Source organism: Labilibaculum filiforme (genome assembly GCF_002843315.1).
Lineage (GTDB): Bacteria > Bacteroidota > Bacteroidia > Bacteroidales > Marinifilaceae > Labilibaculum > Labilibaculum filiforme.
Map to the genome: position 1 here is coordinate 41,233 of NZ_MVDD01000022.1, position 26,241 is coordinate 67,473.

The window sequence follows — 26,241 nt, forward strand, 5'->3', positions numbered from 1 at the left end:
ATTAAAATCGGCTAACAAATCCAAAGTGAATTTTAGCTTCCTGAATATCGAATTTAGTACCCTGTTGTTTTCCTACTGCATAATTTAAAGTAAAAATTCCCGATTTTGTGGCAAAATTCAATCCAAAACCAATACCTAAAGGATAATCTTCATTTTTTTTCTGCAGGTAATTATTAAGGTAATATCCTCCATCGGCAAATAAATAAAAACTGGTATTTGCTTGAGGAATAAATCGTAATTCGGTAGTTATCTGCGAATATCTCGAAGCTCGAAAAGAATCCTCATTAAATCCCCGAAAAGAATTCAAACCGCCTAACTTAAACAGATCGTTTTGAAACAAATTCTTTGAATCTTTTACTCCCCCGCTATTTCTTAATCGGAAACTTACTTTCTCTTGAATTGGAATGTTGTATTCTGCAACCCATTCTGCATCTATTAAATTATTAGACAAATCCATTCCCTCATACAATTCACTCGGAATACTTGAATTCTTTTTCGTTTTATGTGTTCCTGCTGCGATAGAAAAATGAAGCTTCCATCCTTTTTTAGGATTAAAGGAATAGTCTAAATTTTCGAAATGATAAGCAAATCCATATAAATAGGATTCTACATCGGCATAATCGGGAAGTACCGAAGCGCTTACCAAATGAGTAGTTGTTAATAATGATGATGAATTTCGTTTAAAAAACAGCTTGCTATAATTTCCTCCGGATTGAGTAAACCGAATACCTAAATCTATTGCCGTACTTAAATATGCAGAATCTTTCTTTTCAATATCAAAAGCAAAATCAACACCCACACTCGAAGAAAACAAATAAGGGTAAACAAATTCTAAGGATAAATTCTGACTGCTTTCAGCAAATTTCTGCCAATTAAAGTGAATACTTTCGCCAACCGAAAATATATTTTCCAAAGTCAACTTTACCTCTCCCGTTAACTCTAGTTTGTTATTGTCCTTGTTTGTCTGAAAACCAATAATGCCATCAAACTGATTGGCAGCTACCTTTTCCAAATAAGTATACAATCGTGCCCTTTCATTATCGAATTCGATTTCTGAAGCCTTAATTTCTTTTACAAAACCAAGATTACCGATTTTTTTTGAAACAGACCGACTAATATTTTCCTGATACATTTTATTTGGAAAAATGCCCAGATAGCGTTGCAAAAACTTAATTTGCAATTTAGAAGTTCCTTTTAGCACAATGCTGTCCCATCGTATTAAATTATGAGGAATAATCTCCCATTCCCCATTTATCTTTTTGTCTGTAATACTAATTTCTGAAATTTTTAATTGAGCAAATGGATATCCATTATTTCCCAATTCATTTAAAATTTTAGTCTGTAAAATATCCAGATTCGAAAAACGAAGCATTTTTCTTTTTATATTCACCGATCGTAAGCCTAATGTGGTAAGGTTTAAATTACTATCTATCCGAAAATTAATTTTTTCCCATTCGTATTTTTCTCCTCGATGAATTATTGCAAAAATAGTATCCTTAGTAAAGGAAATTGAATCGGCACTGGCCTCCAAATACCCTTTTTGTTTTAAGTTTGAAATTTTATTCTCCAGTCGTTTCAAAACCATTTCCTCTGCAAAAAACTTCTCTGTTCCTTCCTGCATTACCTCTCGAAACGCCCCATTATTGGCACATTCAACAATTTTAAGAACAAAATATTTCTCTTGAGAAAACCCAAAAGAAAATAAATAGAAGCTGATAAATAAGCTTAGAAATAGTTTTTTCATTAATTAATTTCGATATTTCCCAAACAAAAACAATGCAGAGCAGGTATAAAAGACAGTATAAATTTAACAAAACGCAAATAATTGTATTTTGTAGATTTACAACATTTTTTTATATCTTTTCCGAAATTTAGAACCAAATATACTTGACTTTTAATTTTAGCACCTATGAAGAAAACACTTTACGCATTAGCAATATTATTCCTACTTGGAATAATTTCAACATCATGCGCAGTTGATAAAAGATGTCCTGCTTATACAAAAGCAAATACGAGTTGTACAAGCAAAACCGTTTAAATCAATTAAAAAATCTCATTCCTTGAGATTTTTTTTTGCTTTACAATTAAAGAATGCAATCGTTTTAAGATACATTAAACTACTGATTCCCCAATCATTACCCCCAGAATCAACAAAAAATAAATAATTTATTTTTTTCACTTTTTCTACATAAAATATTTTTAAAATACATACTTTTGCCCTTGAGAAACAAAGGGTTTATAAATTAAAATTTAGACACAATGTCAAAGATTAAAATTGGTATCAACGGATTTGGACGTATCGGACGTTTTGTATTCCGTCAGGCAGTTGCACAAGGTAATATCGAAGTTGTTGCAATTAACGACCTTATTGATGTAGATTATATGGCTTACATGCTAAAATATGATTCTACTCATGGAAAATTCAACGGTACTGTTGAAGTTAAAAATGGTATGTTAGTAGTTAACGGAAATACTGTTCGTGTTTCTGCAGAGAGAAATCCTGCTGATATTAACTGGGGTGCCGTAGGTGCTGAGTATGTAGTTGAATCAACTGGTCTTTTCTTAACAAAAGAGTCGGCTCAAGGTCATATCGATGCTGGTGCTAAAAAAGTTGTGATGTCTGCTCCTTCTAAGGATGATACTCCAATGTTCGTAATGGGTGTGAATAATAAATCATACTCTAAAGATATGGCTTTCGTTTCTAACGCTTCTTGTACAACTAACTGTTTAGCTCCTGTAGCTAAAGTGTTGAATGACAAGTTTGGTATTGTTGAAGGTTTAATGACAACTGTACACGCTACAACTGCTACTCAAAAAACTGTTGACGGTCCTTCTGCTAAGGATTGGAGAGGTGGACGTGGAGCTGGTCAAAATATTATTCCTTCTTCTACTGGTGCTGCTAAAGCCGTAGGTAAAGTAATTCCTGCTTTGAATGGTAAATTAACTGGTATGTCTTTCCGTGTTCCTACACCAGATGTATCTGTAGTTGATTTAACTGTTCGTTTGGAAAAAGGAACTACTTACGAAGCTATTTGTGCTGCTATGAAGGAAGCTTCAGAAGGCGAATTAGCTGGTGTTCTTGGTTATACTGAAGATGCAGTTGTATCTAACGACTTCGTTGGCGATACTAGAACTTCTATCTTTGATGCAACAGCAGGTATCCAATTGTCTCCAAACTTCGTAAAAGTTGTTTCATGGTACGATAATGAAATGGGATATTCTACTAAAGTATGTGAATTGATTCAATACATGGATTCTGTAAAGTAATCCTTCTATAGATATAGAATTTAAAGCTCTCCTTTTTGGGGAGCTTTTTTTATGCCATAATATGATATAAAACATATGATTTTTCTTAATCGTGTAATCAGAAAAACCATATGTTTGCCCTGTCAATAGAGAATTAATTCTCTATTTTTTTTATCACTATCACACTTACACAACAACACCAACTAAAAAAAGATGTTAGAACAATATCTAAAACACGAACAAGCAAGGAATGAAAAAGGAATTCCTGCTTTGCCTTTAAATTCGGAACAAACTGCTGAATTGTGCAAATTACTAGAAAATCCTACTGCTGGAAATGAAGCTCTTTTATTGCATCTTTTCACCCAGCGAATTGCTCCTGGAGTTGATGATTCAACAAAAGTAAAAGCAGAATTTCTCGGACAACTTTTAAAAGGCGAATTGAGTTCCCCAATCATCACAAAATCGGAAGCAATTCAAATTTTGGGAAGTATGATGGGAGGATACAATGTAACCGTATTGGTGGAAGCATTAAAAGATGAAACCTTAGCCGAAGCCGCTGCAGAAGCACTAAAAGGTATCATTTTAGTATACGATTCTTTCCAAACAATTGCCGACCTAGCGAAAAATAATACAGCAGCCAAAAGTGTACTCGAATCTTGGGCTAATGCAGAATGGTTCACCAAACGTGCCAAATTGCCCGAAGAAATTAAATTGAAAGTTTATAAAGTAGAAGGAGAAATCAACACCGATGATTTCTCTCCTGCTTCCCAAGCGTTTACACGCCCCGATATTCCATTGCACGCTTTAGCGATGGGAGCAGGACGTTTCGAAGACGGAATTGAAACCATTGCCGGCTGGAGAAAAGAAGGTCACAAAGTTGCTTTTGTTGGAGATGTGGTGGGAACAGGTTCCTCTCGTAAATCAGCGGCAAACTCATTACTTTGGCATATTGGGGAAGATATTCCTGCTGTACCAAACAAACGTACAGCTGGTGTCGTAATTGGTGGTGCTATTGCTCCTATTTTTTATAATACCACTCAAGATTCCGGCGGACTACCTATTATTACCGATGTTTCGGCTCTTACAACTGGTGACGAAATCATCATCAATAACAAAAAAGGGGAAATTACTCGCAATGGAGAAGTTGTTTGTACCTACTCTTTAGCTCCAGATACCTTGTCGGACGAATACCGTGCCGGCGGACGTATTCCTTTAATTATTGGAAAAGCATTAACTGAGAAATCGCGCACCTTGTTAGGAATGCCTGCCACTGATATTTTCGCTGTTGCAAATAACCCAAAACCAAAAGCAAATCAGGGATATACAATGGCTCAAAAAATAGTAGGAAAAGCATGTGGTGTTAAAGGCATATTGCCGGGTGCTTCTTGCGCCCCAAAAATGACTACCGTTGGTTCTCAGGATACAACTGGTCCTATGACCAGAGATGAAATAAAAGAATTAGCATGTTTGAGTTTTGAAGCGCCAATGTTTATGCAATCTTTCTGCCATACAGCAGCTTATCCTAAAGCAACTGATGTAATCATGCACAAAAGCTTACCTAAGTTCATCTCGGAACGCAAAGGAGTGCCTTTGAAGCAAGGTGATGGTGTTATTCACTCGTGGCTGAACCGTTTACTAATTCCTGATACTGTTGGAACAGGTGGCGACTCACACACACGTTTTCCATTGGGTATTTCTTTCCCAGCAGGTTCTGGTTTAGTTGCATTTGCAGGAGCATTAGGATTCATGCCATTAGATATGCCCGAATCTGTTTTAATCAAATTTAAAGGGAAATTAAACCCAGGTATCACTTTACGAGATGTGGTAAATGCAATTCCTTACTTTGCAATTCAAAATGGACAATTAACAGTTCCTAAGAAAAATAAAATCAATATTTTCAATGGTAAGATTATCGAGATGGAAGGTCTTGAAGACATTACGGTTGAACAAGCTTTCGAATTAACTGATGCTACAGCAGAACGTTCTGCAGCTGCCGGTTGTATTAAGTTATCGGAAGAACGTGTTATCGAGTATGTGAAATCGAACGTTGCCTTGATGAAATCGATGATTAAAATGGGTTACGATGACGCTCAAACTATTCAGAACCGTATTGATGCTTGTAATGAGTGGTTAGCAAATCCGATATTGATCTCGAGAGATGAGAATGCTGAATATGCAGCAACTATCGAAATTGATCTTTCAGAAATTCACGAACCTATTCTTTGCTGTCCAAACGATCCAGACGATGTAAAATTACTTTCTGATGTTCAGAATACTAAAATTCAGGATGTATTTATTGGTTCTTGCATGACAAATATTGGTCATTTTCGTGCTTGTGAAAAAGTTTGGAAAGGACATAGCCCCAGCGATAAGGTGAGAACATACATTGCCCCTCCAACCCGTATGGATCAGGCAGTATTAAAAGAAGAAGCAACTTTTGCCACTTTTTCGCAATTAGGTGTTCGCATTGAAACTCCTGGATGCTCATTGTGTATGGGAAACCAACTTCGTGTACCAGATAACGCTAATGTTTATTCGACATCAACCCGTAATTTCAACAATCGTATGGGAACAGGTGCACAAGTTTATTTAGGTTCCGCCGAACTTGGGGCTGTTGTTTCGGTTTTAGGTAAGTTACCTACTCCTGCTGAGTACCTGGAAATTTACAAGGAAAAAATAGAAGCAAATCAAAAAGAAGTTTACAAATACATGCAATTCGACGAAATGGATATGGAGGATGCTCTATACCAAAGACGAGATTTGTAATTGTATCCCATTAATTATTAAGCCGGTGTTATATACATCGGCTTTTTTTGTCATTTTTTTTTATAAATTACATCAACTTGAAAAAAAATAAACGGTATTCCATAAAATGTGGCAGAAGCTCCTCGACTGGCTCGAAAATCATTTAACAACTTGTACTTTCCAAAAACATTTTGGAATTGCTTGTCCGGGCTGTGGTTTTCAATCCTCTCTGCTTGCTCTTCTCAAGGGGCACATTTGGGAATCCATACTCTTATACCCTGCGCTTCTTCCAATACTAAGCATGCTTTTACTTTTTACGCTTCATTTAAAGTTTAAATTTTCGTGGGGAGCAACGACTTTAAAATATCTCTTTTTTTTAAGCGCGCTTTTAATAGTCGTTTCTTACGCGATCAAAATAAGTTTTCAACATTAAAAAACGAACTAAAAAATTTAAATCAAACAACAAACAGTATACTTTGCTAACAATTTTTATCTTTGCGAAATAGTTAAGAAATTAAATTCTCCAAATTCAACTTTTCACTAAAGTTAATTGGAGATTTTTTTGAATTATACCATGAACAAAAGTGAAAGAATAAAAGCATTCGTTGAGTTAGGATCTTTTCTATCTCAATTTACATCAGAAGATGCGAATCGCAAGCAGCATAACCTAAACTCGACCTACTATGATGACTTTGGAGCTTTACTCGACAGAGTCTCCAACGAAAATTTGTGGTTTACCCCCTTGCATGTGCACGAGTCGATAAAAGGAATTTGCGCCTTTTTACAGGAAAATGAACTACATAAATGGGTAGCACGCTACGCTGTTTCCGATCAGAATACGCAAGTTAAAGTTGCAGTAATCATGGCAGGAAACATTCCAATGGTTGGCTTTCACGATATGTTGTCGGTAGTAATTTCCGGACATTCTTTCATCGGGAAATTATCCTCAAAAGATAATCAACTACTAAATTTTATCTCTAAACTACTCATTGAAATTAATTCTGAATTCAAAGAATTAATCCACTTTCAATCGGATAGATTAAGTGGAGAAAATAAATTCGATGCCATAATAGCTACCGGAAGTAATAATTCGGCGCGCTATTTCGAAGCCTATTTCAAAAAGTACGAACATATTATTCGTCGCAATAGAAATTCTGTTGCAGTACTAACAGGCAACGAAACCAATGAAGAATTAGAAGCCCTTGGAAGAGATGTGTTTTTATATTTTGGTCTTGGATGTAGAAATGTTTCTAAAATTTATATTCCTGTTGGATATAATTTGGTACATCTTCTCGACAACTGGAAAAATTATTCTTTTGTAACCGATCACAACAAATACGCAAACAACTACGATTATCAACGCTCCTTACTATTAATGAATAGAATAGAACATTTAGATACTGGCTTTATTCTTTTAAACGAAAACGTGGCCATTTCCTCGCCAATAGGAGTTGTAAATTATGAATATTATTCCGAAATTAAAGACTTAGAAGTCCACCTAAACACAAATACCGAACTAATTCAATGCATTGTAGGCAACACCATACCAAACGCAATTCCATTTGGAAAAGCACAGGAACCAGAACTGTGGGATTATGCCGACAATGTAGATACAATGGAATTTTTGACCCAATTAAAATCAAAGTAAAGCATGCTATATAAATTTAAAATCACCTCCGCCGAGGTAGACAATTTTGTTCTTGAAATAGAAATTGACCACGAACAAACTTATTTAGAATTTCACAATACAATTCAAAAAGCAATTGGATACGACAACTCACAAATGGCTTCATTCTATCAGATTGGAGCAGATAAAGAAAGAGGATTAGAGATTGCCCTTTTCGAAATGAATACCGAAGATGACGACAATTTTAATGTTGTTGCTATGGATGTTGCTATGATACGTGAATTTGTTTCCTCTGAAAATCCGGAATTAATATACGTTTTTGATTTCTTTTCGGATCGTTTTTTCCACGTTCAATTAATTAAAAAAGGAATTTCAAAATCGAAAACTAAATATCCAAAATGTACTTTATCGAAAGGAGAAGCTCCCATTCAAATAAAAATGGATGCCGAAGATTTTGATGGCTTGGGACTTGGCGAATTTGAATCAAAATCGGATAAAACAAAAACAGCAGACGATTATTTGGCCGATTTCGATGACGAATTTAACGAAGGACCTGAATTTGAAAGTCTGGATGACTACGACGATATTCTGTAATCAATGAATAATGAGTAATATTTTTGCTATCAAACAGAAAGATATTACTCATTATTAATTAGAATAAATTCGACATACTAATTCTCATAAACCTACTATGCCTAAAACTCTTATCGTAATTCTTGGACCTACTGGAGTTGGCAAAACCGATTTAAGCATTAAAATCGCGCAACATTTCAATACAGTAATCTCTTCTTCGGATAGCCGTCAGGTTTATCGGGAAATGAGTATTGGAACTGCAGTACCTGAAAAAGAACAATTAGAAGCAGTACAACATCATTTTATTCATACACACTCCATTCACGACTATTTTAGTTCCTGGGAGTGCGAACAGCAAACAATCGACTTGCTATCTACTCTTTACAAAGAAAAAGATGAAGTTCTTTTGGTAGGTGGCAGCATGATGTATATCGATGCAATTTGCAATGGTATAGATGAAATACCAACTATTGATCCTGATTTAAGAAACGAAATTGTTGAGCGGGCCAAAAATGAAGGAGCTGAATCATTACGCATGCAGTTAAAACAACTCGATCCTGTATTTTACAATCAAGTTGATTTAAAAAATACAAAAAGAGTGATTCACGCGGTTGAAATTTGTTTGATGACAGGAAAACCGTATTCCGAATTAAGAACAAATACTCGAAAAAAACGAGATTTCAACATCATTAAAGTCGGATTGAATAGAGACAGAGCTGAATTGTATGCAAGAATCAACTTACGTGTTGATTTAATGATGAAAGAAGGTTTATTGAAGGAAGCACAAGCATTATTTGAATTCCGTCATTACAACTCGTTAAACACGGTTGGATACAAAGAATTGTTTGAACATTTAGAGGGAAATATTTCTCTTGACGAAGCCGTGGAATTAATCAAACGTAATTCCCGCAGGTATGCCAAACGTCAACTTTCCTGGTTCAACAGAGACAAAGAGATTGAATGGTTTCATCCCGATCAGGAAGAAGAGATACTGCAATATTTAAAAAAACAAACTTAGTAATACCGATTATTATTTAAATGGTATCAGAGTCAATGGCAAACAAGGCACACAAGTGGAGAAGCCATATTCGTTCACCCTACATGAGTATTCAATACATACCCAACTCCTCTTACGGTATCAATTTGTAAAACCTTCTGATCTTTAAATAAATCTCTTAGCTTAGATAGCGTATTGTTTAGGCTGGCATTGTTTTCCGGCACTAAAGAATGGTTCCATAGCTTTTCTGCCAACTGCTCTTTAGTTACTATTTTATTGGGATGCTCCATTAGCACTGCCAAAGCATTTTTTTCAAAAGGGCTCAGCTTTTTTATCAATTCATTCTCGTAAAACAATTCACCTGACAGTAAGTTGAGTTGACAACCTGCTAATTTTATTATTTGTGATGGATTTGATTTTGAGACAAAACGTTGGATATAAGAAACGAGAACAGGTATCGATAAAGGTTTTGGAATATAAGCACTGCCCCCAATACTAATTCCCTTTGTTATAAATTCAGCTTCAGTATGAGAGGAGACAAACAGCAGTGGAATTTGCGGGTGTCTTGTCACAATATCTCGCGCTTTTTCAATGCCATTAGTCGCTCCTATTTCCACATCTAAAATAATAATATCCGGCATCAGAGTCTGTACAATCGAATCTATTCCCAGCAATGTATTTTGGAAATGCACTTTATAATTGTACTCAGTCTCTAGTATGGTTGTAACAAAACTTCCTAAATTGATATCATCATCAACAAATAGCACTTTTAATTGTTCCATTTTCACTTCTTTACATAACTTAAATAATAACTTTTCCAGGAAGAACAATACTAAATGTACTGCCTTCCCCAAGCTTACTTTCTAATCTGACACGCCCTTTGTGAGCTTTTACTATTTGTTGGGTAAAAGCCAAACCAATGCCATGCCCCTTACTGTTGTTATCTGCACGGTAAAATTCCTTAAAAATCTTCCTTTGCTCTTTTTTAGGAATCCCTTTCCCCGAATCTGTAACACAAATGTGTAAGTATTTTTTTTCCCGAATCGCTTTAATTTCCAGTTTTACACATGCATCCGAATATTTAAACGCGTTATCCAACAAATTGCGTAAGGCTGCTTCGAAATAAAGTGGATCCACATAAATATCTAAATTTTCAGGAATCGACAGCTTGCATTCAGCTTGTTTATCTTGATAGACAAGCTCCGATTCCGAGAGTAAATCCCTGCATTTTTTCGCCAGGTTGAATAGCGTAACCTCCAATACAATTTTCTTTTTCTTCGAACGAAATAAGGTCAGTAAAATCTCCATTTTGTGAGTCAGTTTAGAGACATTGCTACTTGCATTCCTGAGCTGTTGCTGCATGGCGGGCAATTGTTCTTTGCTGGCCAGATAATCCAATAATGTATAGACATAAGATAAAGGACTTTTTAAATCGTGTACCATACCACTCACGGCTCGTTCGCGCCACTGCAGCTGTGCCATTTGTTGCTGCAATTTCCACAGCAACCACAGCAGAAAAATGGCGACTAGAACAACAGCGAGTGCCGATATGCCAATGGAATATACCATTCCTCTTAAAAAAGGAAAGGTTTTCAACTGAAAATCAGCAATAAAAACATAGCTCCCTTTTGTGCCTAAGGGAATACGAACATGTAATGTTGAGGGGGAGTTTCCCCATTTCTTATCCATTTCTTTTCCCATATGCAAACTATCCATGGCCAGATCATTTTTCAGAAGCTGCATACGGTAAGCTTGTATTTTTTCGAATTCGGGAAAATTGTTTTGCAACAATGAGTCAACAACATACAGATGAAATTTTCCTTTCCCTAAACTAATATCTGTAAATGAAGCTTCTATCAATTTTCCCAGTGCGAAATCAGGAATGTAATTTTTTGTGTTAATTTCAGATCTACCCAATTCTGCAGAAGTATCTTTACCTATTTCTTCATTTGCTGTTTCGTCCATTAAAATAATAGCCACATCCGGTTTTGTAAGATTAGGAGTGCTATACCCTTGTAAAGCATGAAAATTGATCATGCCTTGCAAGGAGCTTTCCAGCTTCGATGTAAACGTCTGTTTTTCCTGCTCCAACTGCTGCCATAACCACAATCCCTGCGAACCAATAAGTATTGCAAGTACCAGTACGGACATTACACCGAGTCTTTTGAAAAATTTGTTTTTCATAACATAAAGATATCTTTCTTTTTAAAAAAGAGTAAAGTTTTCTTTATTAGAACAATTCTAAATTGTGCTTTCTTGTCAAAAAAACAGGCTCATTTCAAATCAAAACACACCACCTTTTCTAATCAAATCGCAACCAAAGTGTCATTGAATGATTAGAAAGATAGTTAGTTCTGCCAGGTCCTACTAAATATTGAGCTTGCTTTTCCCCACACCCAATTTACGCTCTGTCTGTTTTCATTTGATGATCATTATCTCACTTTTTTTGATTAGAAAACCACCTATTGTTTGATTAGTTTTCTAATTACAAGCAGTTAGAAAGTTAATCGTTTTTTTGGATTTTATGTTCCAATTTTAAAAGAGTTTTAAATGAATACTTCACTAAAAAAAGTAAAAATCATGAAAACGAAAAAAGACAGCAAAGCAATGGAGGTATTAAACCGAAACAAATTAGGCCAAGTAAAAGGCGGAGAAGATAGAGATTACTACACAGTTATTATTGATGGAAAAGAGGTGAGAATATATGTGTAACAGAAAAGAATGTATCAAAACAGAAGAATTAAACCAATATAATATGACAATCTACTTTTTAGGGAAAAATAATTTAGGAAAGTAGCCGCCCCGGATTACGCATGAATATAAATCCATCCTCTACCGGAGGTGGCTATAGTAGCCATAGCTACCTGTAAGCAAGGACAAAGCTACTAGAAAGAGGTGAATTTTGCAATTGTGAAAGGAATGGACAAACTAAAATAAGTATAAATAAAAAAAGACAATTGATATAATAGTTGAGCCAATTGACATAATGAGCGATGAACTAAAATATATAAAAGATGGTTATTCCAACACAGTCAATTATGAGCAACCCAAAAAAGTGAAATACAAATCTGGAAATACTGATTCTAAGGAAGATTTACTTTTGGTTTGATAACTTCATGAAGTTAAAATCAATTTTCTTTTAAAAATAATTTTGTATGAAAACTAAAAAAATAGAAATTATTGTTGCTGCATCCGATATTCTTAAAGAAGAACTTATACAAATTAAAGGTGGTAATTATTCGGAGCCTATTAGCTGTAGTAGTCCAGGGAAAGTTAAATGTAAAAAACCAGGCACAGATAACAGTCTAACGCAAAACTTATCCGTTTGGTAATAAATGCTAAAAGATCAATAAATTAAACTACAATTAATTTAACAATATGAACAATTCATTAATCAATATTCTTGTAGAACCAATAGATATTTTACAAGAAGAATTAAAACAAATCAAAGGCGGTAATTACTCTGAGCCTATTAGTTGCAACCCTACTGGGAAAGCCAAATGCAAAAAACCTGGTGAAGATAATAGTCAAACAAAATACATTTCTGTTTGGTAGAATAAATAGCATGGGTTTCTGTTTTAATAAGAAACCCATCTTAATAAAACTTAAATAACAAAATATGATATTTTCCAAATACAATTATTTATTCGACTCTAAAAAATATGGATATTTCATTTATAATTCGAGAACTAATTCATTTTTAAAATTAGATAAAAGTTTATATAAAACACTTTTAGAACATCAAAAGTCTAACGCAAATAACATTGTCTTAGAGCCTGAAACTCTTGATATTTTAAATAAATCAAAAGTGTTTGTTTCTCAAAATGAGGATAATAATTTTTATACTCAAAGAAAATTCATAAAGTACCAGAAATGTTTTTCAGTGACAGATATGGGAATAGTTATAGCACCAACTATGGCTTGTAATTTTATGTGTCCATATTGTTATGAAGCAGATTTGCCTGCCACAGTGATGTCAGAAGAAGTTCAATCTGAAGTCATAAAATTTATAGAATCAAATAATGGTTCAAATAATTTAACTCTTTGCTGGCATGGAGGAGAACCACTTCTTGCGTTTGATGCGATGAAGAATATTCTAGATAATATTGAAAATTCTGATAAAATAAATCTCCGATCGCATCAATTAGTAACTAATGGCTATTTACTTGATCAGGATAAAGTTGAATATTTAAAGAAACACAATTTAAATTCTGTTCAAATTACAATTGATGGATTGCCAGAAAGACACAATCAAAGTAGGAAACATAAATCTGGAGTTCCTACATATGATAAAATAATTAATAATATTGAGAACCTTGTTAAAATTGCACCTGAGTGTCATGTAAATATTAGAGTAAACATACATGAAGATAACAAAGAAGATTTTCCTATTTTATATAATACACTATCAGATAAATGGAAACATAATAATGTGAATGTAAATATGGTATTTACTGAAGATTTTGGTAATTGCAAGGTAAAATGTCTATCTAAGAAAGAATATGTTGATTTTTATAAGAATTTAAAAAATAGTCATGATATTAAGGAGGTATCCTTTTATCCCAAGCCTAAGGACATAGGATGTACTGTGGATTACACCAATAGTTGCATTGTAGGTCCAACTGGAGATTTATACAAATGTTGGGTAGATCTAGGTAAAGAAGATCGAATTATCGGTAATATATTTTCAAACGAGAGAAATTACGCTATTCTATCTGAATATATTATTGGCACTGATATTTTTAATGATCCTAAATGTAAAGACTGCTTATTATTTCCAATATGTGATGGAGGTTGTAGCCTTTTTAGATACGAGCACAAGTTAAATGGTACAGAGTATAATGTTTGTCCAATAAATTTTGAGGATCTGCCTAAATTATTAGAACTGCATTACGAACAAGGATTAAACAAACTTGAAGAATGAAAAAAACACGCTGGATAATTATTCTTTTTATTTTGTTATCTCAATTCAAATTTATTTACTCGCAAACTACTCATATTAGAGGTAAAGTAAGTGATACCAACAAGAAACCTCTAGAGTATTTTACAGCAACAATATTAACACCCTCCGATTCAAGTATCATAATCGGAGGTGCTTTTATTGATGGTATTTTTGAATTTCCAAAAATAGAACAGAACAAATGCTATTTACAAATTTCATGTGTAGGTTACCAAACTGTAACTCGACAAATTGATTTATCAGAGAACAATTCGATAGATATTGGAACGGTTCAAATGAAAAATTTAGAATTAGATGAAGTTACTGTTTTTGCAAAGCGACCAACTTTTAGACAAGTTGAAGGAAGATTGCTTATTGATGTAAAAGGAACTGCATTGAGTGAAGCTGGCGATATCTTTGATGCTCTAAAAAGATCACCTGGATTAATTGTTGATAACAACAACAACATTATCGTATTCGGAAAAGGGACTCCTATTGTTTTTATCAACGAAAAAGAAGTTCAAAATCAAGCTGAAATAGAAAGTCTACAATCTGATGATATTGTAAGCATAGAAATCGATCGCAATCCTTCAGCCGAATACAGTGCTTCGCGAAATGCGGTTGTGAGAATCAAAACAAAGAGAATCACAAATGATAAAATAAGCCTTCAGATTTACAACCGGAATTATTTTGCCAGAAAATTCAGCGCCCAAAGCGGATTGCAACTCGCCAGTAAAATCAACAAAACTACTGCTTCAATTAATTATGAATACCGAGATTTCAAATCAAAAAACTACGAAGATGCATATGAAATAAACACTCAAAGTGAATATACAATATCTAACAATAACTCAACCACTCGACTTCCAAAAACAAAAACACACAATTTGTTTTTTTCTCTCAATCAAGAAATCAACGCAAAAAACAACATCGGTTTCCAATATTCATATATTTCTACCAATCAAAAACAGGACTCCGATTCGAAACAAACCATCAACAAAACAAATGATGGAGTTACCAATCGAAATATTTTAAAAGACAGGGATGTAGATAAAAACCTGCACATTTATAATCTGAATTACCAATATGATATTGACAGTACATCTTCTTTGTCCGTTATAGGTGATTACACAAGGTCTGCAAATCATTCAACCGAAGATATCGGTGAGGCGAACATAACAAATAATTCAAATTTGAAAAGCTTGATCGATAATCAAAATGATTACAAGATCTATAGTGGAAAGATAGACTTTAAGACTTGTCTCCTCCAATCAATAAATCTGCAAACAGGAGTAAAAGCATCAAAAGTTACTAACAATGGAAAAGTTACTTCAGTGAATCAAATCACCACAACAGAAAACTACCAAATTAATGATAAAATTGATGACCGTATAAGTGCTGCTTATTTCAACTTAGAACCAAAACTAAATAATTTCAAATTGGAAGCAGGATTTCGTTATGAGTATACCGACACCAAAATATCTTCAAACGAAAAAACTGTTCTCGATTCAACTTACGGGCACTGGTTTCCTTCTGTCTTAATCAACAAAGAATTTTCCGACTATGTAAATGTAACATTGAGTTACGCTAAAAAAATTGACCGACCAAGTTTTAATGAATTAAGTACCGACATTACCTATTTTGACGCACTATCGTATAGTACCGGAAACCCAAAAATAAAACCTACAATCAGTCACAATCTTGACCTTAGTTTTGGTTTGTTCAAAAATCTCTCGGTTAATTTTGCATACAAATACGAAAAAAATGCTCGAATTCAAAGTGCAGTTAGCGATGATGTAAATCCAGATATCGTAAAATATACTCCTGTTAATATCAAGCAAGCCGAATACATGTATCTGAACATCAATTACAATTATTCCGGAAAAAAACTGAATTCAACCTTTAGTTTAGGAGGAGAGAAACCATTTATCGAAATCCCATATTTGGAAGGAGTTCGAAAAATACGACAATCCTCATGGTATTTTCAAACCAATAACGATTATTCAATTACATCCAGAACAAGTATTTTTGCAAATTACTTATATAGTAGCAGCAGTAAAGATTTAATGACGCATTTTGAGAGTTCATCCAAGTTGTCTGTTGGTGTAAACACTTCTTTTTTCAGTAAAAAGTTAAACGTTGCAATAATGGCCAATGATATTTTCAACACTTCTGATAATTCATGGGAAGATAAATATGGGAATATCGTTGCAGGCTTAAATCCTGATAATGATAACACATGGGTGAGATTTTCCATTAAATACAACCTCTATGATTTTAAAGGTGGCATCAGGAAAAAATCAGCGAGTGAAAGTGAATTAAATAGATTGTAAATATCAACTTAAAAAAAGAAACACCATGAGTACATTAAAAAATCTAATCAGCACTCACTTAAGTGCAGAACAAGTAGAGGCTGTTAATACGGCTCTCTCGACTTTAGAAACAGCCTTGGCAGCTAAGGTGAGTAATCTTAGTGGAGATGAGCGTCGCAAGTATGGTAGTATAAGCGAACAAAACAAACTGTTTGTAAACAAGGTGAACGACTATGCCATGAATCAAACTGCATTGCGAAGTCCTGATGTAGATTGGGCTGAGTTTGCCAAAGACTTTAATAGTCGTACTGTTTTGGAAGGAACCATTTCACGTTTGCAAAATCTGCTCACAGGCATAAACAATGCGAAAACTCTGCACGACTACGACAACTACCAGGCTGCTTTAGATGATTATGCCTACACCAATTACAAAACAGGAACATCTGCTCCGGGCTACGAGGCCAAACGCAATGAACTGAAACAATTCTTTAGCCGTATCAAAAAAGTTGATGAAAAGGAAACAGCGGATAAGAAGTGATACTTAGTTTAAGTAGACACTGCTTAAATCCTGACTGGTTTAATTTATATATCGCAAATTTAACTTGTCAGGTTATTTTTTATAGATGTCTGATCGTTTGTTTTTATACTAAATAGGCTTTGCAATAGAAAGACTTCGGTTCTGTATCGAAATACTTTGCTTCACAACCAAAGTATTGAGGTTCGTGAAGCTAAACCGTGGGCTTAGGAAGCGAAAGGAAGAGGTTCTGTACCGAACCGGAGAGGTTCAAGAACCTGAAATTTTAGGTTTGCAACCCCTAACTTAGATTCCTAAATCCCAACGGAAATATGGGGAACCGAAGGAGAAACATAAGAAACCTAAAAAGAATGGTAGGCATACGTAAAAAATTAGGTTCGCAAACCTAAAAGTTGGAGTCGTAAACCAGAACGGAACAATCTGGAACGATAAATTAAGGGTAAATGACCGAAACAGAATGGTAGAGAACCCCAAACCCTAAGAAAATTATTATGAAGCGTGAACACAGATCTAACAGATAAAAGATTCGTGAAAATTCGTGCCATCTGTGTTATTCGTGTTTCATAAAAAGGACACGGATGTAACGAATAAAATAATCTTTGGAAATCCGTTTCATTCGTCCAATTCGTGTTCCGTTCTAAAAAATGAGTAATCAATGAAATATGCTTTCTACAAACAATTCGATGCCATGGACTGCGGGCCAACCTGTGTACGGATGATTGCCAAATACTACGGCAGGCACTATTCACTGGAGCAACTTCGAAAAAAAAGTTTCGTTACCCGCGAAGGTGTTTCGATGCTAGGCATTAGCGATTGTGCCGAAAGTATAGGTTTTCATACTTTGGCAGGTCGTTTTACGTTCGATAAATTGGCAGAGCAAGCTCCCCTGCCCTGTATTGTTCATTGGCGACAAGATCATTTTGTGGTGGTATATGCTATAAGGAAGAAAAAATCATTATTTAAAAAAACAGAAATTCAAATTATAGTTGCCGATCCAGGTAAAGACATCATAAAATATAGTAAAGATGAGTTTCTGGAAAACTGGATTAGTACCAAAACAAGGGGCGAAGACAAAGGAGTTGCCCTACTGTTAGAACCAACGCCCAGGTTTTATGAACAGGAGGGAGAGAAAAACCCCACAGGAAGTTTTGCTCTTCTTTTCTCCTATTTTGGACGGTACAAAAAGTATTTCACCCAATTGCTTCTGGGTTTACTTTTGGGCAGTATATTGCAACTCATCTTTCCTTTTTTAACTCAGGCAATTGTAGATGTTGGTATATCCGACCAAAACCTGAGTTTCATCTATCTAATACTACTTGCACAACTAATTCTGTTCGTTAGCCGCATGTCTGTCGATTTTATACGCAGGTGGATTCTTTTGCACATCAGTACACGCATAAACGTTTCTCTTATTTCCGATTTCCTAATAAAATTGATGAAACTCCCCATGAGTTTTTTCGACACCAAATTAGTAGGTGATATTTTACAACGAATAGAAGATCATAGGCGTATTGAACGTTTTCTAACAGCACAATCTTTAGGTGTGATTTTTTCGTTATTCAACTTTATTGTTTTTGGAATTGTACTCTTGGTTTATAGTACAAAGATATTTTTAATATTTCTGGCAGGTAGTATTTTATATGTTTTATGGATTTTCATCTTTCTAAAGAAAAGACGTACTCTCGATTATCAGTTTTTTGAACAGCAAGCTTTAAATCAGAGCAAAACTTACCAGTTAATTAATGGAATGCAGGAGATCAAACTTCAAAACTGTGAAAAGCGGAAACGCTGGGAATGGGAAGATGTGCAAGCAGATTTGTTTCATGTAAATATAGCATCTTTATCGCTTCAACAGTCACAGGAAGGCGGAACTGTATTTATCAACGAATTGAAAAACATTCTAATTACCATTGTTGCAGCCTCAGCAGTTATCAATGGCTCCCTTACACTGGGAATGATGCTTGCCATACAATATATCATTGGGCAGTTGAATAGTCCTTTGGAACAAATGGTCGGTTTTATTCACAACATGCAGGATGTGAAGATCAGTCTCGACCGTTTGTCCGAAATTCATCAAAAAGAGAATGAGGATGAAAAAAATGAAACAAAATTTCAGAATTTCTCTCATGGAAACCGAAGCATCGAAATCGAAAATCTGTGCTTTCAATACGAAGGTCCTCACTCGCCCAAAGTACTCAACAATATCAATCTAACCATTCCGCAAGGCAAAGTAACAGCCATAGTGGGAGCCAGCGGGAGTGGAAAAACCACATTGGTAAAATTATTACTGGGATACTATCACCCAACAAATGGGCAGATAAAGGTAGATCAGCATCAGCTTTCTGAATATGATTTGCGGTGGTGGCGAAACCAGTATGGTGCTGTAATGCAGGACGGATTTATCTTTTCGGAATCAATTGCCAAAAACATTGCAGTTTCAGACGAAGAAATTGATAAAGATAAATTGTTGCATGCTGCAAAAGTTGCCAACAGCCATAATTTCATTAGCGAACTACCCTTAGCATACAACACTGTTGTAGGACAAGAGGGACAAGGTGTGAGTCAGGGGCAAAGACAACGCATACTAATAGCGAGAGCTGTGTATAAAAATCCTGATTTTCTCTTTCTGGATGAAGCTACAAATGCACTGGATGCCAACAATGAAAAAGAAATCAGCAGAAATTTGGATCGTTTTGTGGCAGGAAAAACTGTTGTTATTGTTGCGCATCGCTTAAGTACTGTGAAAAATGCAGATCAAATAATTGTTCTAGATAAAGGGGAAATCGTAGAGAGAGGAACTCATGCAGAATTAACAAAAAATCGTAATCATTATTATGAGTTGGTTAAAAACCAACTGGAGTTGGGAAATTAAGTGTAGAACACCGATTCAACGAATATGACGGATAGACACTGATAAAAAGATTCGTGTTAATTCGTATTGTCTGTGTAATTTGTGTTCTAATAAAAAGATTTGTAGAAACCTGTTTAATCAATATTGTTAGTGCTCCATCATTTTTATCTTTAATCTATGCTCGAAAAAGAAATAACAAACAAAATCATCAAAGCCTACTATAAAGTGTACAACACATTAGGTTATGGATTTCTTGAAAAGGTTTATGAAAACGCAATGTGTTTAGAATTACACAAACAGGCTTTGTTTTGTAAGCAACAAGAACGAATTAAAGTGTTTTACGATGGCAAACAAGTTGGAGAATACTTTGCAGATATTATTGTAGAAAACAGAGTTATTATAGAATTAAAAGCAGCTGAAAATTTATGTTATGAACATGAATGCCAATTAATCAATTATCTAAAAGCAACCAATATTGAAGTAGGCTTACTACTCAACTTTGGAAAAGAACCACAATTCAGAAGAAAAATATTTACCAACGATCGCAAACAGAACTCGGATGACGCGGATAAAACAAATGAACACGGATAGAAAATAATTCGTTAAAATTCGTTTAATCTGAATGATTCGTGATCCAATTAAAAGTGAAAGATATGGCAGAGCAAAAAGATAATATAGAACTCAGAAGTGAAAAAGTAAGAAACATAATAGGGCAAGTCCCTTCACGGATAATTCGGAGTGGAATAACCACATTATTTGTAGTTGTAATGATTCTTTTGACTGGCAGTTACTTTTTTCGTTACCCGGATACTCTAAAAGGGACTACTCACTTACACTCCGACTCAATCTCTCTCTATTTCGCAACCATCAACCTGCCTTATCATTTTATTGGAAAGATAAAATCAGGACAGAAAGTAAACATTGAGATGGAAGGATATCCTGCAAATAATTTTGGTTTGCTAAAAGGAGAAGTCTCTCAGGTATTCCCTACCCCATTAGAAACTAATGAAGCGAGCTATTTTATAGTAAAAGTAACATTAACCAATGGAATGACGAGTACTCAAAACAAGATCATTACTTTTTATCCAAACCTGAAAGGAAAGGCAAAAATAACAATTGGAGAACATCGATTGCTTGAAAAGTTACTCTCTCCGATTGTCAGTATTTTTAAATCAAAAGAGCAATCACAATAAAAACATTTTATTGTGATACCCCTTAAGTGCACCTGCTTAAATGGTAATTATTTAAGCAGGCACTATTCCTAATTAACCAAGCAACCTTCCATGAAAAACTTTATTCTTCTTTCGTTTGTATTTATAATTACCTACCATGCATGTAGTCAGAAATACACTCCATACAACTTTTCAAATGTCGATATCAAAAATGACCTTCAATTTTTAAAAGAAAAATGTACAAGTATTCATCCTAAATTCTTAGACGAAAACTTCTCAAAATCGTGGAGTAATACATGTGACAGTATCATTAAAACTTTAAAAGACAGCACATCCATGAATGATAGTTTCATTATAATGTCAAAACTTTTATCGGAAATTGAGGATACTCATACTGGATTTAATTTCCCCTTTGAAGAGAGACAAAAATACATGTCGAATGGAGGCCTTTGTATGCCATTTACAATTCTGGTTAAAAACAATAAATTATTTTTCAATCAGTATTTTAGTAAAAACCCAAACATACAGCTAAGCGATGTTGAGATAGTATCGATAAACGCAATTGATTCTCGAAAAACACTCTCCGATTTACGAAGTATAGTGGGTGTTAACAATCGAGAATGTGGAGATTACGCAGTAGAAAAATTCTTTAATATGGGCTTTTGGATGCTTTATGGAGAATCAGAAAAATACCTGATACAAACAGTTTCTTCCGACTCAATTCTTACTGCAAAAGCGCTTACCAACGATCAATATTTCGCGCTTAAAAACCAGTATCCTAATCCACAACAAAATCAATACAAATTGGAGTTTTCCAAGAATAATCAAGTGGCAAATTTATCCATAAAATCCTTTTTTGGGGATGATAATTTCTATACTTTCCTTTCCAACTCTTTTGACTCTATAAAACAAAAAGAATGTTGTACACTAATTCTAGATGTAAAGAATAATCCAGGAGGAAGAAGTTGTGCCGTTGATAGCCTGCTAAATTATCTAACCAATAAACCATACGGTCAATATGCATCTATTGGTATTCGTGTAAGTGATGAAATAAAGACCTTATACAAGACAAAATATCCACAATTGTATAATATTATAAATCATTTAAATAATAATACAATTTACAACTTAAAAGACAGCACTTTAATACATATTCCTACTCCTAAAAAATCGTTATTTAATGGAGATTTATTCGTTATAATAAACGAAAGAACAAATAGTGCAGCAGCTACTTTTGCAGGTGTTGTTAAAGAAAACAAACTAGGAGTAATCGTTGGTAATAAACCGACAGGCGAACACCTAAAATACTATGGCGATTTTATCTCTTTTAAGCTTCCAAATACGAAACTTGAATTTTTTATATCCCCTAAGGAGTTTATCCAATTTGGTGGAACAAACTTTAATGCCGGAGTGGAGCCTGATACCTCTACCTTGCCTTAAATTGAATACAAATATAAGTTAGTTCGTAGAAAGCGTTCTTCTCCCTACTCATAAAACCCCTTACCAAACACACCAAATTCATCTTTCCCCAGTACTTTGTGTTTCCAAACGGCATCCATAAATCCGATGCCATAATCGAAGAGCTACACAAAACTTGCTGCAAGCGCTTTTATTGCAATGGCAAACAATTTGCTCTTTGAAAGTGCATCAGCAAACACAAGAATAGCGTATAAAAAAACTGGAAAAGAAAAAATCCGGTGAACAGCTATCCCTAAAACGAATGCTCCAATTGTTGCCAAAACCACACTAACTGCGAAATAATAATCACTGCCTTGTATGTGAAAGGCTTTACACATTGACTTTTCGCAGAACAAAGGCCTCCTACTTTTCATAACGAAATAATTATTTCATCATTAGAACAATTCTAAATTGAATTTTTAATTCAAAAAATACATTTTTTTTCTAATCAAAACAGACCCTTTTCCTAATCAAATTGCAATAGAATTCTAATCAAATGATTAGAAAAGAACCAGCACTTGCTATTTATTATTTTTTAATAGACTCCTATCTCTCTTCACTATTTTGTTCGATATATATTTTGTTTTAACTAATCATTTCATCTGTTTTTGATTAGAAAACAGCTTCCAGTTTGCTTAGATTTCTAATCACAAGCAACTAGCAAGTTAATCGTATTTGTTGAATTTAGGTTTTATTTTTAAAAGAAGTTTACAACGACTATTTCATCAAAAAAAGCAAAGTATTTAAGACTCTAAATCAAAATGAACTGGCACAACTTAAAAGTGACAATAATATTATGTTGTTATATATGGAAAAATGGTGAGGATATATGCATAATAAAAAAGCATCTAACTAAACAGAGAAATTAACCCAATATAATATGACAATCTACCTTTTAGTAAAAAATAAATATGGAAAGAAGCCACTATAGATTAACAATAAGACAATAAAACCGCTTCAGAAAGTGACAAGCGTAGTCAAATCTATCTGAAAATAAGAGTACTACTATACAGATTTTAACCTTACATAACTAAAGAGTATTAAAATGAAAAACAAGAATAGAGATTTAAATACTAAACGAATGCTGTCACAATTGTGCCTTGTCCTCGCCTTTATTGCAATTCTCGCCACAATAGGATGTAATAACAATAATAATTCAAACGAAAAAACGACAATAATTAATGTTGAGCCTGAAACAATATTAAATGGTACCATCCCTGACTCACCTGATTTGGTAGAGTGCATGGAAGCAACCGACGAAAATACCAATGAAAAATATTATCTGGCATTACATCATATTGAAGGATTTGAGTATGAAAAAGGATATAGATATCGACTCAAAGTCATAATAACCCAAGGAGATCCACAACTGGATATACCAACAGAAAATTTTAAACTTATAGAAATACTATCAAAAATAAAGATTCAAACTGACGAATAACAACAATCCCTTTCCCAATTAATAAATTCATATTATGAAACGTCCATGCCAAAACATTTTTTGACACACAGGGAGATGATTATTCCCGGCGTGGTAAGTTCCATATGGCAAATAAAAACAAATTATAATCATATGAAAAAAAACATTTTTAATTCAACTTTAATAGTAAGCTTGTGCTTAGTATTATTTTCGTGTTCTCAGGAAGAAATAGATGAAACAACAAGTAAAGTAACTTATTCCCCGGAACTAATAACCCTTGAATCAGGAGTTGTCGTAGAAAAACAAGGAGATAATTATCTTTGGGAAGGTGATATTTTATTATCTCCCACTCAATTAAAAGCTTTGAATGACAGTGGAACAATATTTATTGAAGCAATAGAAAATCCCGCACCAATAACTTCATTAAATCCTGTTACAAATCTACCAGGAAATATATCTTCTGAAAATGGAGAACAGACAAAAGCTTTAGGCATATATCCTACGGCATATAATCTTTGGGCAATGGTACGTTTTACATACAATGCTAATTTAACCTCCACCCAGAAGTCTCGTATTAAAACAGCTCTTTTGGACATTGAATCGAGAACTAATATTAGATTTTACAACGCAACCGGGAAACCAACCGTTGATCCTACATATGGTTTTGCTTATCCATATGTAGACTTCAAAGCCATAGGAAATGAAGATACAAGTCAGTCATATATTGGCCGAATTGGAGGAAGACAAGAGATTAGTCTTGCTGATTTTGCTTTCTATTATTATAATACTGGCGTTATAGAACATGAAATATTACATGCATGTGGTATGTTACACGAACAATGTCGTAAAGACAGAGACAATTATGTGACTATTAACTCATCGAATTTAACCTCAAAAGGTAAAAGTCAATTCACTAAAAGAACCACTAATTATCATATGATTGGAAGTTATGACTTTAATTCAATCATGGGTTATTCTTCAATGACATCCAGTCGGAGTGTAGTTGTGAGTACAAGTGAACCAATGTACACAAAAAAAGATGGCAGTCATATCCATCAAGGAAGTATCCCGTCTGATTTAGACAGACGTTGGGTTAATTCCTTATACTTACCCTATATTGCCCGGTCTGATGTTTACCGTGAATTAGATGCTGTTGTATATAAATCTGACAATACAGTTATGACTGCATCGGAAAGACTGTCCTTGCAAGCTCAGTTAAACAATGGAAATTCAACTCCTCCTGCGGGTGGCAGAATATCTAATGAATTTTAAGCAGGTTTAATTTATTAATTTTACATATTGCCGGGAACACTTTGATTGGGAAAGTGGATTTATTCCCGGCATTTTTTTATATACAAAAATAAACAATTTACAAAAAGTCAAGCTTCTGGCAAGAAGTTTGATCAAGACCAAAACCATTTTGTAGATAAAAAAAATCTGCAAGTCGATTTATGCGTTACTTATAAACACGCAACCAATTCAGTAAAATAACGTCTTAAAAAAACAAGACAATTTCTAAATTCAAAAAAATGAAAACTTATTTGACAATTATCCTATCGCTTTTATTCCTTTCTGGATGCCTAAAAGATGACGACAACACTCCCGAAATAACTATCGATTGGGAAACTTATGGCTATGTGATGAATTGGACTGAAGTTGAGAGCAAGGCTGGAGATTCTGATTGGGAAAATATATTTGAGGGACAAGATTTGACCTTTTTATCTAATTCTATTGATGAAGAACTTGAATTGCCCAATAATGGAATCATTCTATATGCACCAAGTGTCAATATCAATATAAAAAATAACACTTCATTTGAAAGAACAGATAGTACATTTGTTCTTTATTTGTACCCAGATACAGCAGAAGCCGATACGATATCCTTAGCTTATAAGCTTTCAGATAGTTCAACCTTAGTGATATCAGACACAACAGTAAGCCCTGCTACTCAAATTAAATACAGAAGAGATAATTAAAATGTACTGTCTCAATTTTTATCTCAGCACTTAATACAGACACAAGGTAAGCGTCTCCGCGTCGCCAGCCCATCCAAAAAAACACACCCCGTCAAATTTTGGTTCAAATTGACGGGGTATTAAATTTCAGATATTACTCAGCCCACTTATCAGGAAGCAAGTTTCTCATTTGTTCGTTGGTCATGGTTTGGTGTTCTGCTAGGTGCTGTATCACATCTTTGAAATAAGAAAAGGTATTCACATTGTTCAGTCTACATGAAATGGCCAGAGAATATAGTTTCGCAGTTCTAGCAGCTCCAGCATTAGAGCCACAGAAAAGCGAATTGCGACGACTAATGCTAATGTAACGCATCGGTCGTTCAATCCTATTATTATCCAAATCGTAATCTG

At 34.3% G+C, this 26,241-nt stretch carries 24 protein-coding genes; 19 read left to right on the plus strand and 5 right to left on the minus strand.

What is annotated here, in order from left to right; all coding sequences use genetic code 11:
- Nucleotide 1 precedes the first annotated feature (1 nt).
- Nucleotides 2–1,744 carry a ShlB/FhaC/HecB family hemolysin secretion/activation protein gene (locus BZG02_RS18455; protein WP_101263227.1) on the minus strand — a complete coding sequence of 581 codons (1,743 nt, stop codon included), beginning with the start codon at nucleotides 1,742–1,744 and terminating at the stop codon, nucleotides 2–4.
- 515 nt (nucleotides 1,745–2,259) lie between these two features.
- Here BZG02_RS18455 and gap point away from each other — a divergent pair.
- The 6 genes from gap (at nucleotide 2,260) to miaA (ending at nucleotide 9,209) form a co-directional block, all read left to right on the plus strand.
- A complete protein-coding gene (gene gap / locus BZG02_RS18460) occupies nucleotides 2,260–3,267 on the plus strand; it encodes a type I glyceraldehyde-3-phosphate dehydrogenase (RefSeq protein WP_101263228.1) in 1,008 nt (335 codons plus the stop codon).
- Nucleotides 3,268–3,459: 192 nt separating this feature from the next.
- Nucleotides 3,460–6,012, plus strand: coding sequence for a bifunctional aconitate hydratase 2/2-methylisocitrate dehydratase (locus BZG02_RS18465; RefSeq protein ID WP_101263229.1), 2,553 nt, complete (start codon nucleotides 3,460–3,462; stop codon nucleotides 6,010–6,012).
- 106 nt (nucleotides 6,013–6,118) lie between these two features.
- Nucleotides 6,119–6,424: a DUF2752 domain-containing protein gene (locus tag BZG02_RS21380; protein ID WP_101263230.1), complete on the plus strand. Its 306-nt coding sequence runs from the start codon at nucleotides 6,119–6,121 to the stop codon at nucleotides 6,422–6,424.
- 141 nt (nucleotides 6,425–6,565) lie between these two features.
- Nucleotides 6,566–7,639 (plus strand): acyl-CoA reductase, encoded by a 1,074-nt coding sequence (locus BZG02_RS18475; RefSeq protein ID WP_101263231.1) that lies wholly within the window; start codon nucleotides 6,566–6,568, stop codon nucleotides 7,637–7,639.
- A gap of 3 nt (nucleotides 7,640–7,642) precedes the next feature.
- Nucleotides 7,643–8,212 carry an IS1096 element passenger TnpR family protein gene (locus tag BZG02_RS18480; protein WP_101263232.1) on the plus strand — a complete coding sequence of 190 codons (570 nt, stop codon included), beginning with the start codon at nucleotides 7,643–7,645 and terminating at the stop codon, nucleotides 8,210–8,212.
- Nucleotides 8,213–8,309: 97 nt separating this feature from the next.
- Nucleotides 8,310–9,209, plus strand: coding sequence for a tRNA (adenosine(37)-N6)-dimethylallyltransferase MiaA (miaA, locus tag BZG02_RS18485; protein ID WP_101263233.1), 900 nt, complete (start codon nucleotides 8,310–8,312; stop codon nucleotides 9,207–9,209).
- A gap of 74 nt (nucleotides 9,210–9,283) precedes the next feature.
- Here the strand turns inward: miaA and BZG02_RS18490 are convergent, their stop codons facing one another.
- Together BZG02_RS18490 and BZG02_RS18495 are read right to left on the minus strand one after the other, a co-directional pair.
- Nucleotides 9,284–9,970 (minus strand): response regulator transcription factor, encoded by a 687-nt coding sequence (locus BZG02_RS18490; RefSeq protein WP_143470517.1) that lies wholly within the window; start codon nucleotides 9,968–9,970, stop codon nucleotides 9,284–9,286.
- A 19-nt stretch (nucleotides 9,971–9,989) separates the two neighbouring features.
- Nucleotides 9,990–11,372, minus strand: a complete 1,383-nt coding sequence (locus BZG02_RS18495; RefSeq protein WP_101263235.1) for a sensor histidine kinase — start codon at nucleotides 11,370–11,372, stop codon at nucleotides 9,990–9,992.
- Nucleotides 11,373–11,738: 366 nt separating this feature from the next.
- Between BZG02_RS18495 and BZG02_RS20895 the strand changes: the two genes are divergently transcribed.
- From BZG02_RS20895 to BZG02_RS18530, 10 genes are all read left to right on the plus strand, one after another.
- On the plus strand, nucleotides 11,739–11,900 hold the full coding sequence (locus BZG02_RS20895) for a hypothetical protein (RefSeq protein ID WP_180335783.1): 162 nt from the start codon (nucleotides 11,739–11,741) through the stop codon (nucleotides 11,898–11,900).
- A 443-nt stretch (nucleotides 11,901–12,343) separates the two neighbouring features.
- Nucleotides 12,344–12,520, plus strand: a complete 177-nt coding sequence (locus BZG02_RS20900) for a hypothetical protein (RefSeq protein ID WP_180335784.1) — start codon at nucleotides 12,344–12,346, stop codon at nucleotides 12,518–12,520.
- A gap of 46 nt (nucleotides 12,521–12,566) precedes the next feature.
- Complete coding sequence (locus BZG02_RS20905) at nucleotides 12,567–12,743, plus strand: hypothetical protein (RefSeq protein WP_180335785.1); 177 nt, start codon at nucleotides 12,567–12,569, stop codon at nucleotides 12,741–12,743.
- Nucleotides 12,744–12,807: 64 nt separating this feature from the next.
- On the plus strand, nucleotides 12,808–14,112 hold the full coding sequence (locus tag BZG02_RS18500) for a radical SAM/SPASM domain-containing protein (RefSeq protein WP_101263236.1): 1,305 nt from the start codon (nucleotides 12,808–12,810) through the stop codon (nucleotides 14,110–14,112).
- Nucleotides 14,109–16,460 carry an outer membrane beta-barrel family protein gene (locus tag BZG02_RS18505; protein ID WP_101263237.1) on the plus strand — a complete coding sequence of 784 codons (2,352 nt, stop codon included), beginning with the start codon at nucleotides 14,109–14,111 and terminating at the stop codon, nucleotides 16,458–16,460. The genes BZG02_RS18500 and BZG02_RS18505 overlap by 4 nt, the downstream gene beginning before the upstream one ends.
- A 25-nt stretch (nucleotides 16,461–16,485) precedes the next feature.
- Nucleotides 16,486–16,977 (plus strand): hypothetical protein, encoded by a 492-nt coding sequence (locus tag BZG02_RS18510; RefSeq protein WP_101263238.1) that lies wholly within the window; start codon nucleotides 16,486–16,488, stop codon nucleotides 16,975–16,977.
- Nucleotides 16,978–17,629: 652 nt separating this feature from the next.
- A complete protein-coding gene (locus BZG02_RS18515; RefSeq protein ID WP_101263239.1) occupies nucleotides 17,630–19,846 on the plus strand; it encodes a peptidase domain-containing ABC transporter in 2,217 nt (738 codons plus the stop codon).
- A gap of 156 nt (nucleotides 19,847–20,002) precedes the next feature.
- Entirely contained in the window at nucleotides 20,003–20,416 is a 414-nt protein-coding gene (locus BZG02_RS18520) for a GxxExxY protein (RefSeq protein WP_101263240.1), read from the plus strand.
- Between the two features lie 62 nt (nucleotides 20,417–20,478).
- Nucleotides 20,479–21,018, plus strand: a complete 540-nt coding sequence (locus BZG02_RS18525) for a beta-barrel domain-containing protein (protein WP_101263241.1) — start codon at nucleotides 20,479–20,481, stop codon at nucleotides 21,016–21,018.
- Between the two features lie 90 nt (nucleotides 21,019–21,108).
- Nucleotides 21,109–22,437 carry a S41 family peptidase gene (locus BZG02_RS18530; protein ID WP_101263242.1) on the plus strand — a complete coding sequence of 443 codons (1,329 nt, stop codon included), beginning with the start codon at nucleotides 21,109–21,111 and terminating at the stop codon, nucleotides 22,435–22,437.
- Nucleotides 22,438–22,580: 143 nt separating this feature from the next.
- On the opposite strand, the gene BZG02_RS18535 is transcribed toward BZG02_RS18530, so the two are convergent.
- On the minus strand, nucleotides 22,581–22,829 hold the full coding sequence (locus BZG02_RS18535; RefSeq protein WP_143470518.1) for a hypothetical protein: 249 nt from the start codon (nucleotides 22,827–22,829) through the stop codon (nucleotides 22,581–22,583).
- A gap of 671 nt (nucleotides 22,830–23,500) precedes the next feature.
- Here BZG02_RS18535 and BZG02_RS18540 point away from each other — a divergent pair.
- The 3 genes from BZG02_RS18540 to BZG02_RS18550 all read left to right on the plus strand — a co-directional run bounded on the left by BZG02_RS18540 (nucleotide 23,501) and on the right by BZG02_RS18550 (nucleotide 25,851).
- Complete coding sequence (locus tag BZG02_RS18540) at nucleotides 23,501–23,896, plus strand: DUF4377 domain-containing protein (protein ID WP_101263244.1); 396 nt, start codon at nucleotides 23,501–23,503, stop codon at nucleotides 23,894–23,896.
- Nucleotides 23,897–24,028: 132 nt separating this feature from the next.
- Complete coding sequence (locus tag BZG02_RS18545) at nucleotides 24,029–25,147, plus strand: M12 family metallopeptidase (protein WP_180335786.1); 1,119 nt, start codon at nucleotides 24,029–24,031, stop codon at nucleotides 25,145–25,147.
- A gap of 257 nt (nucleotides 25,148–25,404) precedes the next feature.
- Nucleotides 25,405–25,851 (plus strand): hypothetical protein, encoded by a 447-nt coding sequence (locus BZG02_RS18550; RefSeq protein WP_101263246.1) that lies wholly within the window; start codon nucleotides 25,405–25,407, stop codon nucleotides 25,849–25,851.
- Between the two features lie 133 nt (nucleotides 25,852–25,984).
- On the opposite strand, the gene BZG02_RS18555 is transcribed toward BZG02_RS18550, so the two are convergent.
- A partial coding sequence (locus BZG02_RS18555; protein WP_143470519.1) for a transposase domain-containing protein occupies nucleotides 25,985–26,241 on the minus strand: 257 nt, incomplete at its 5' end.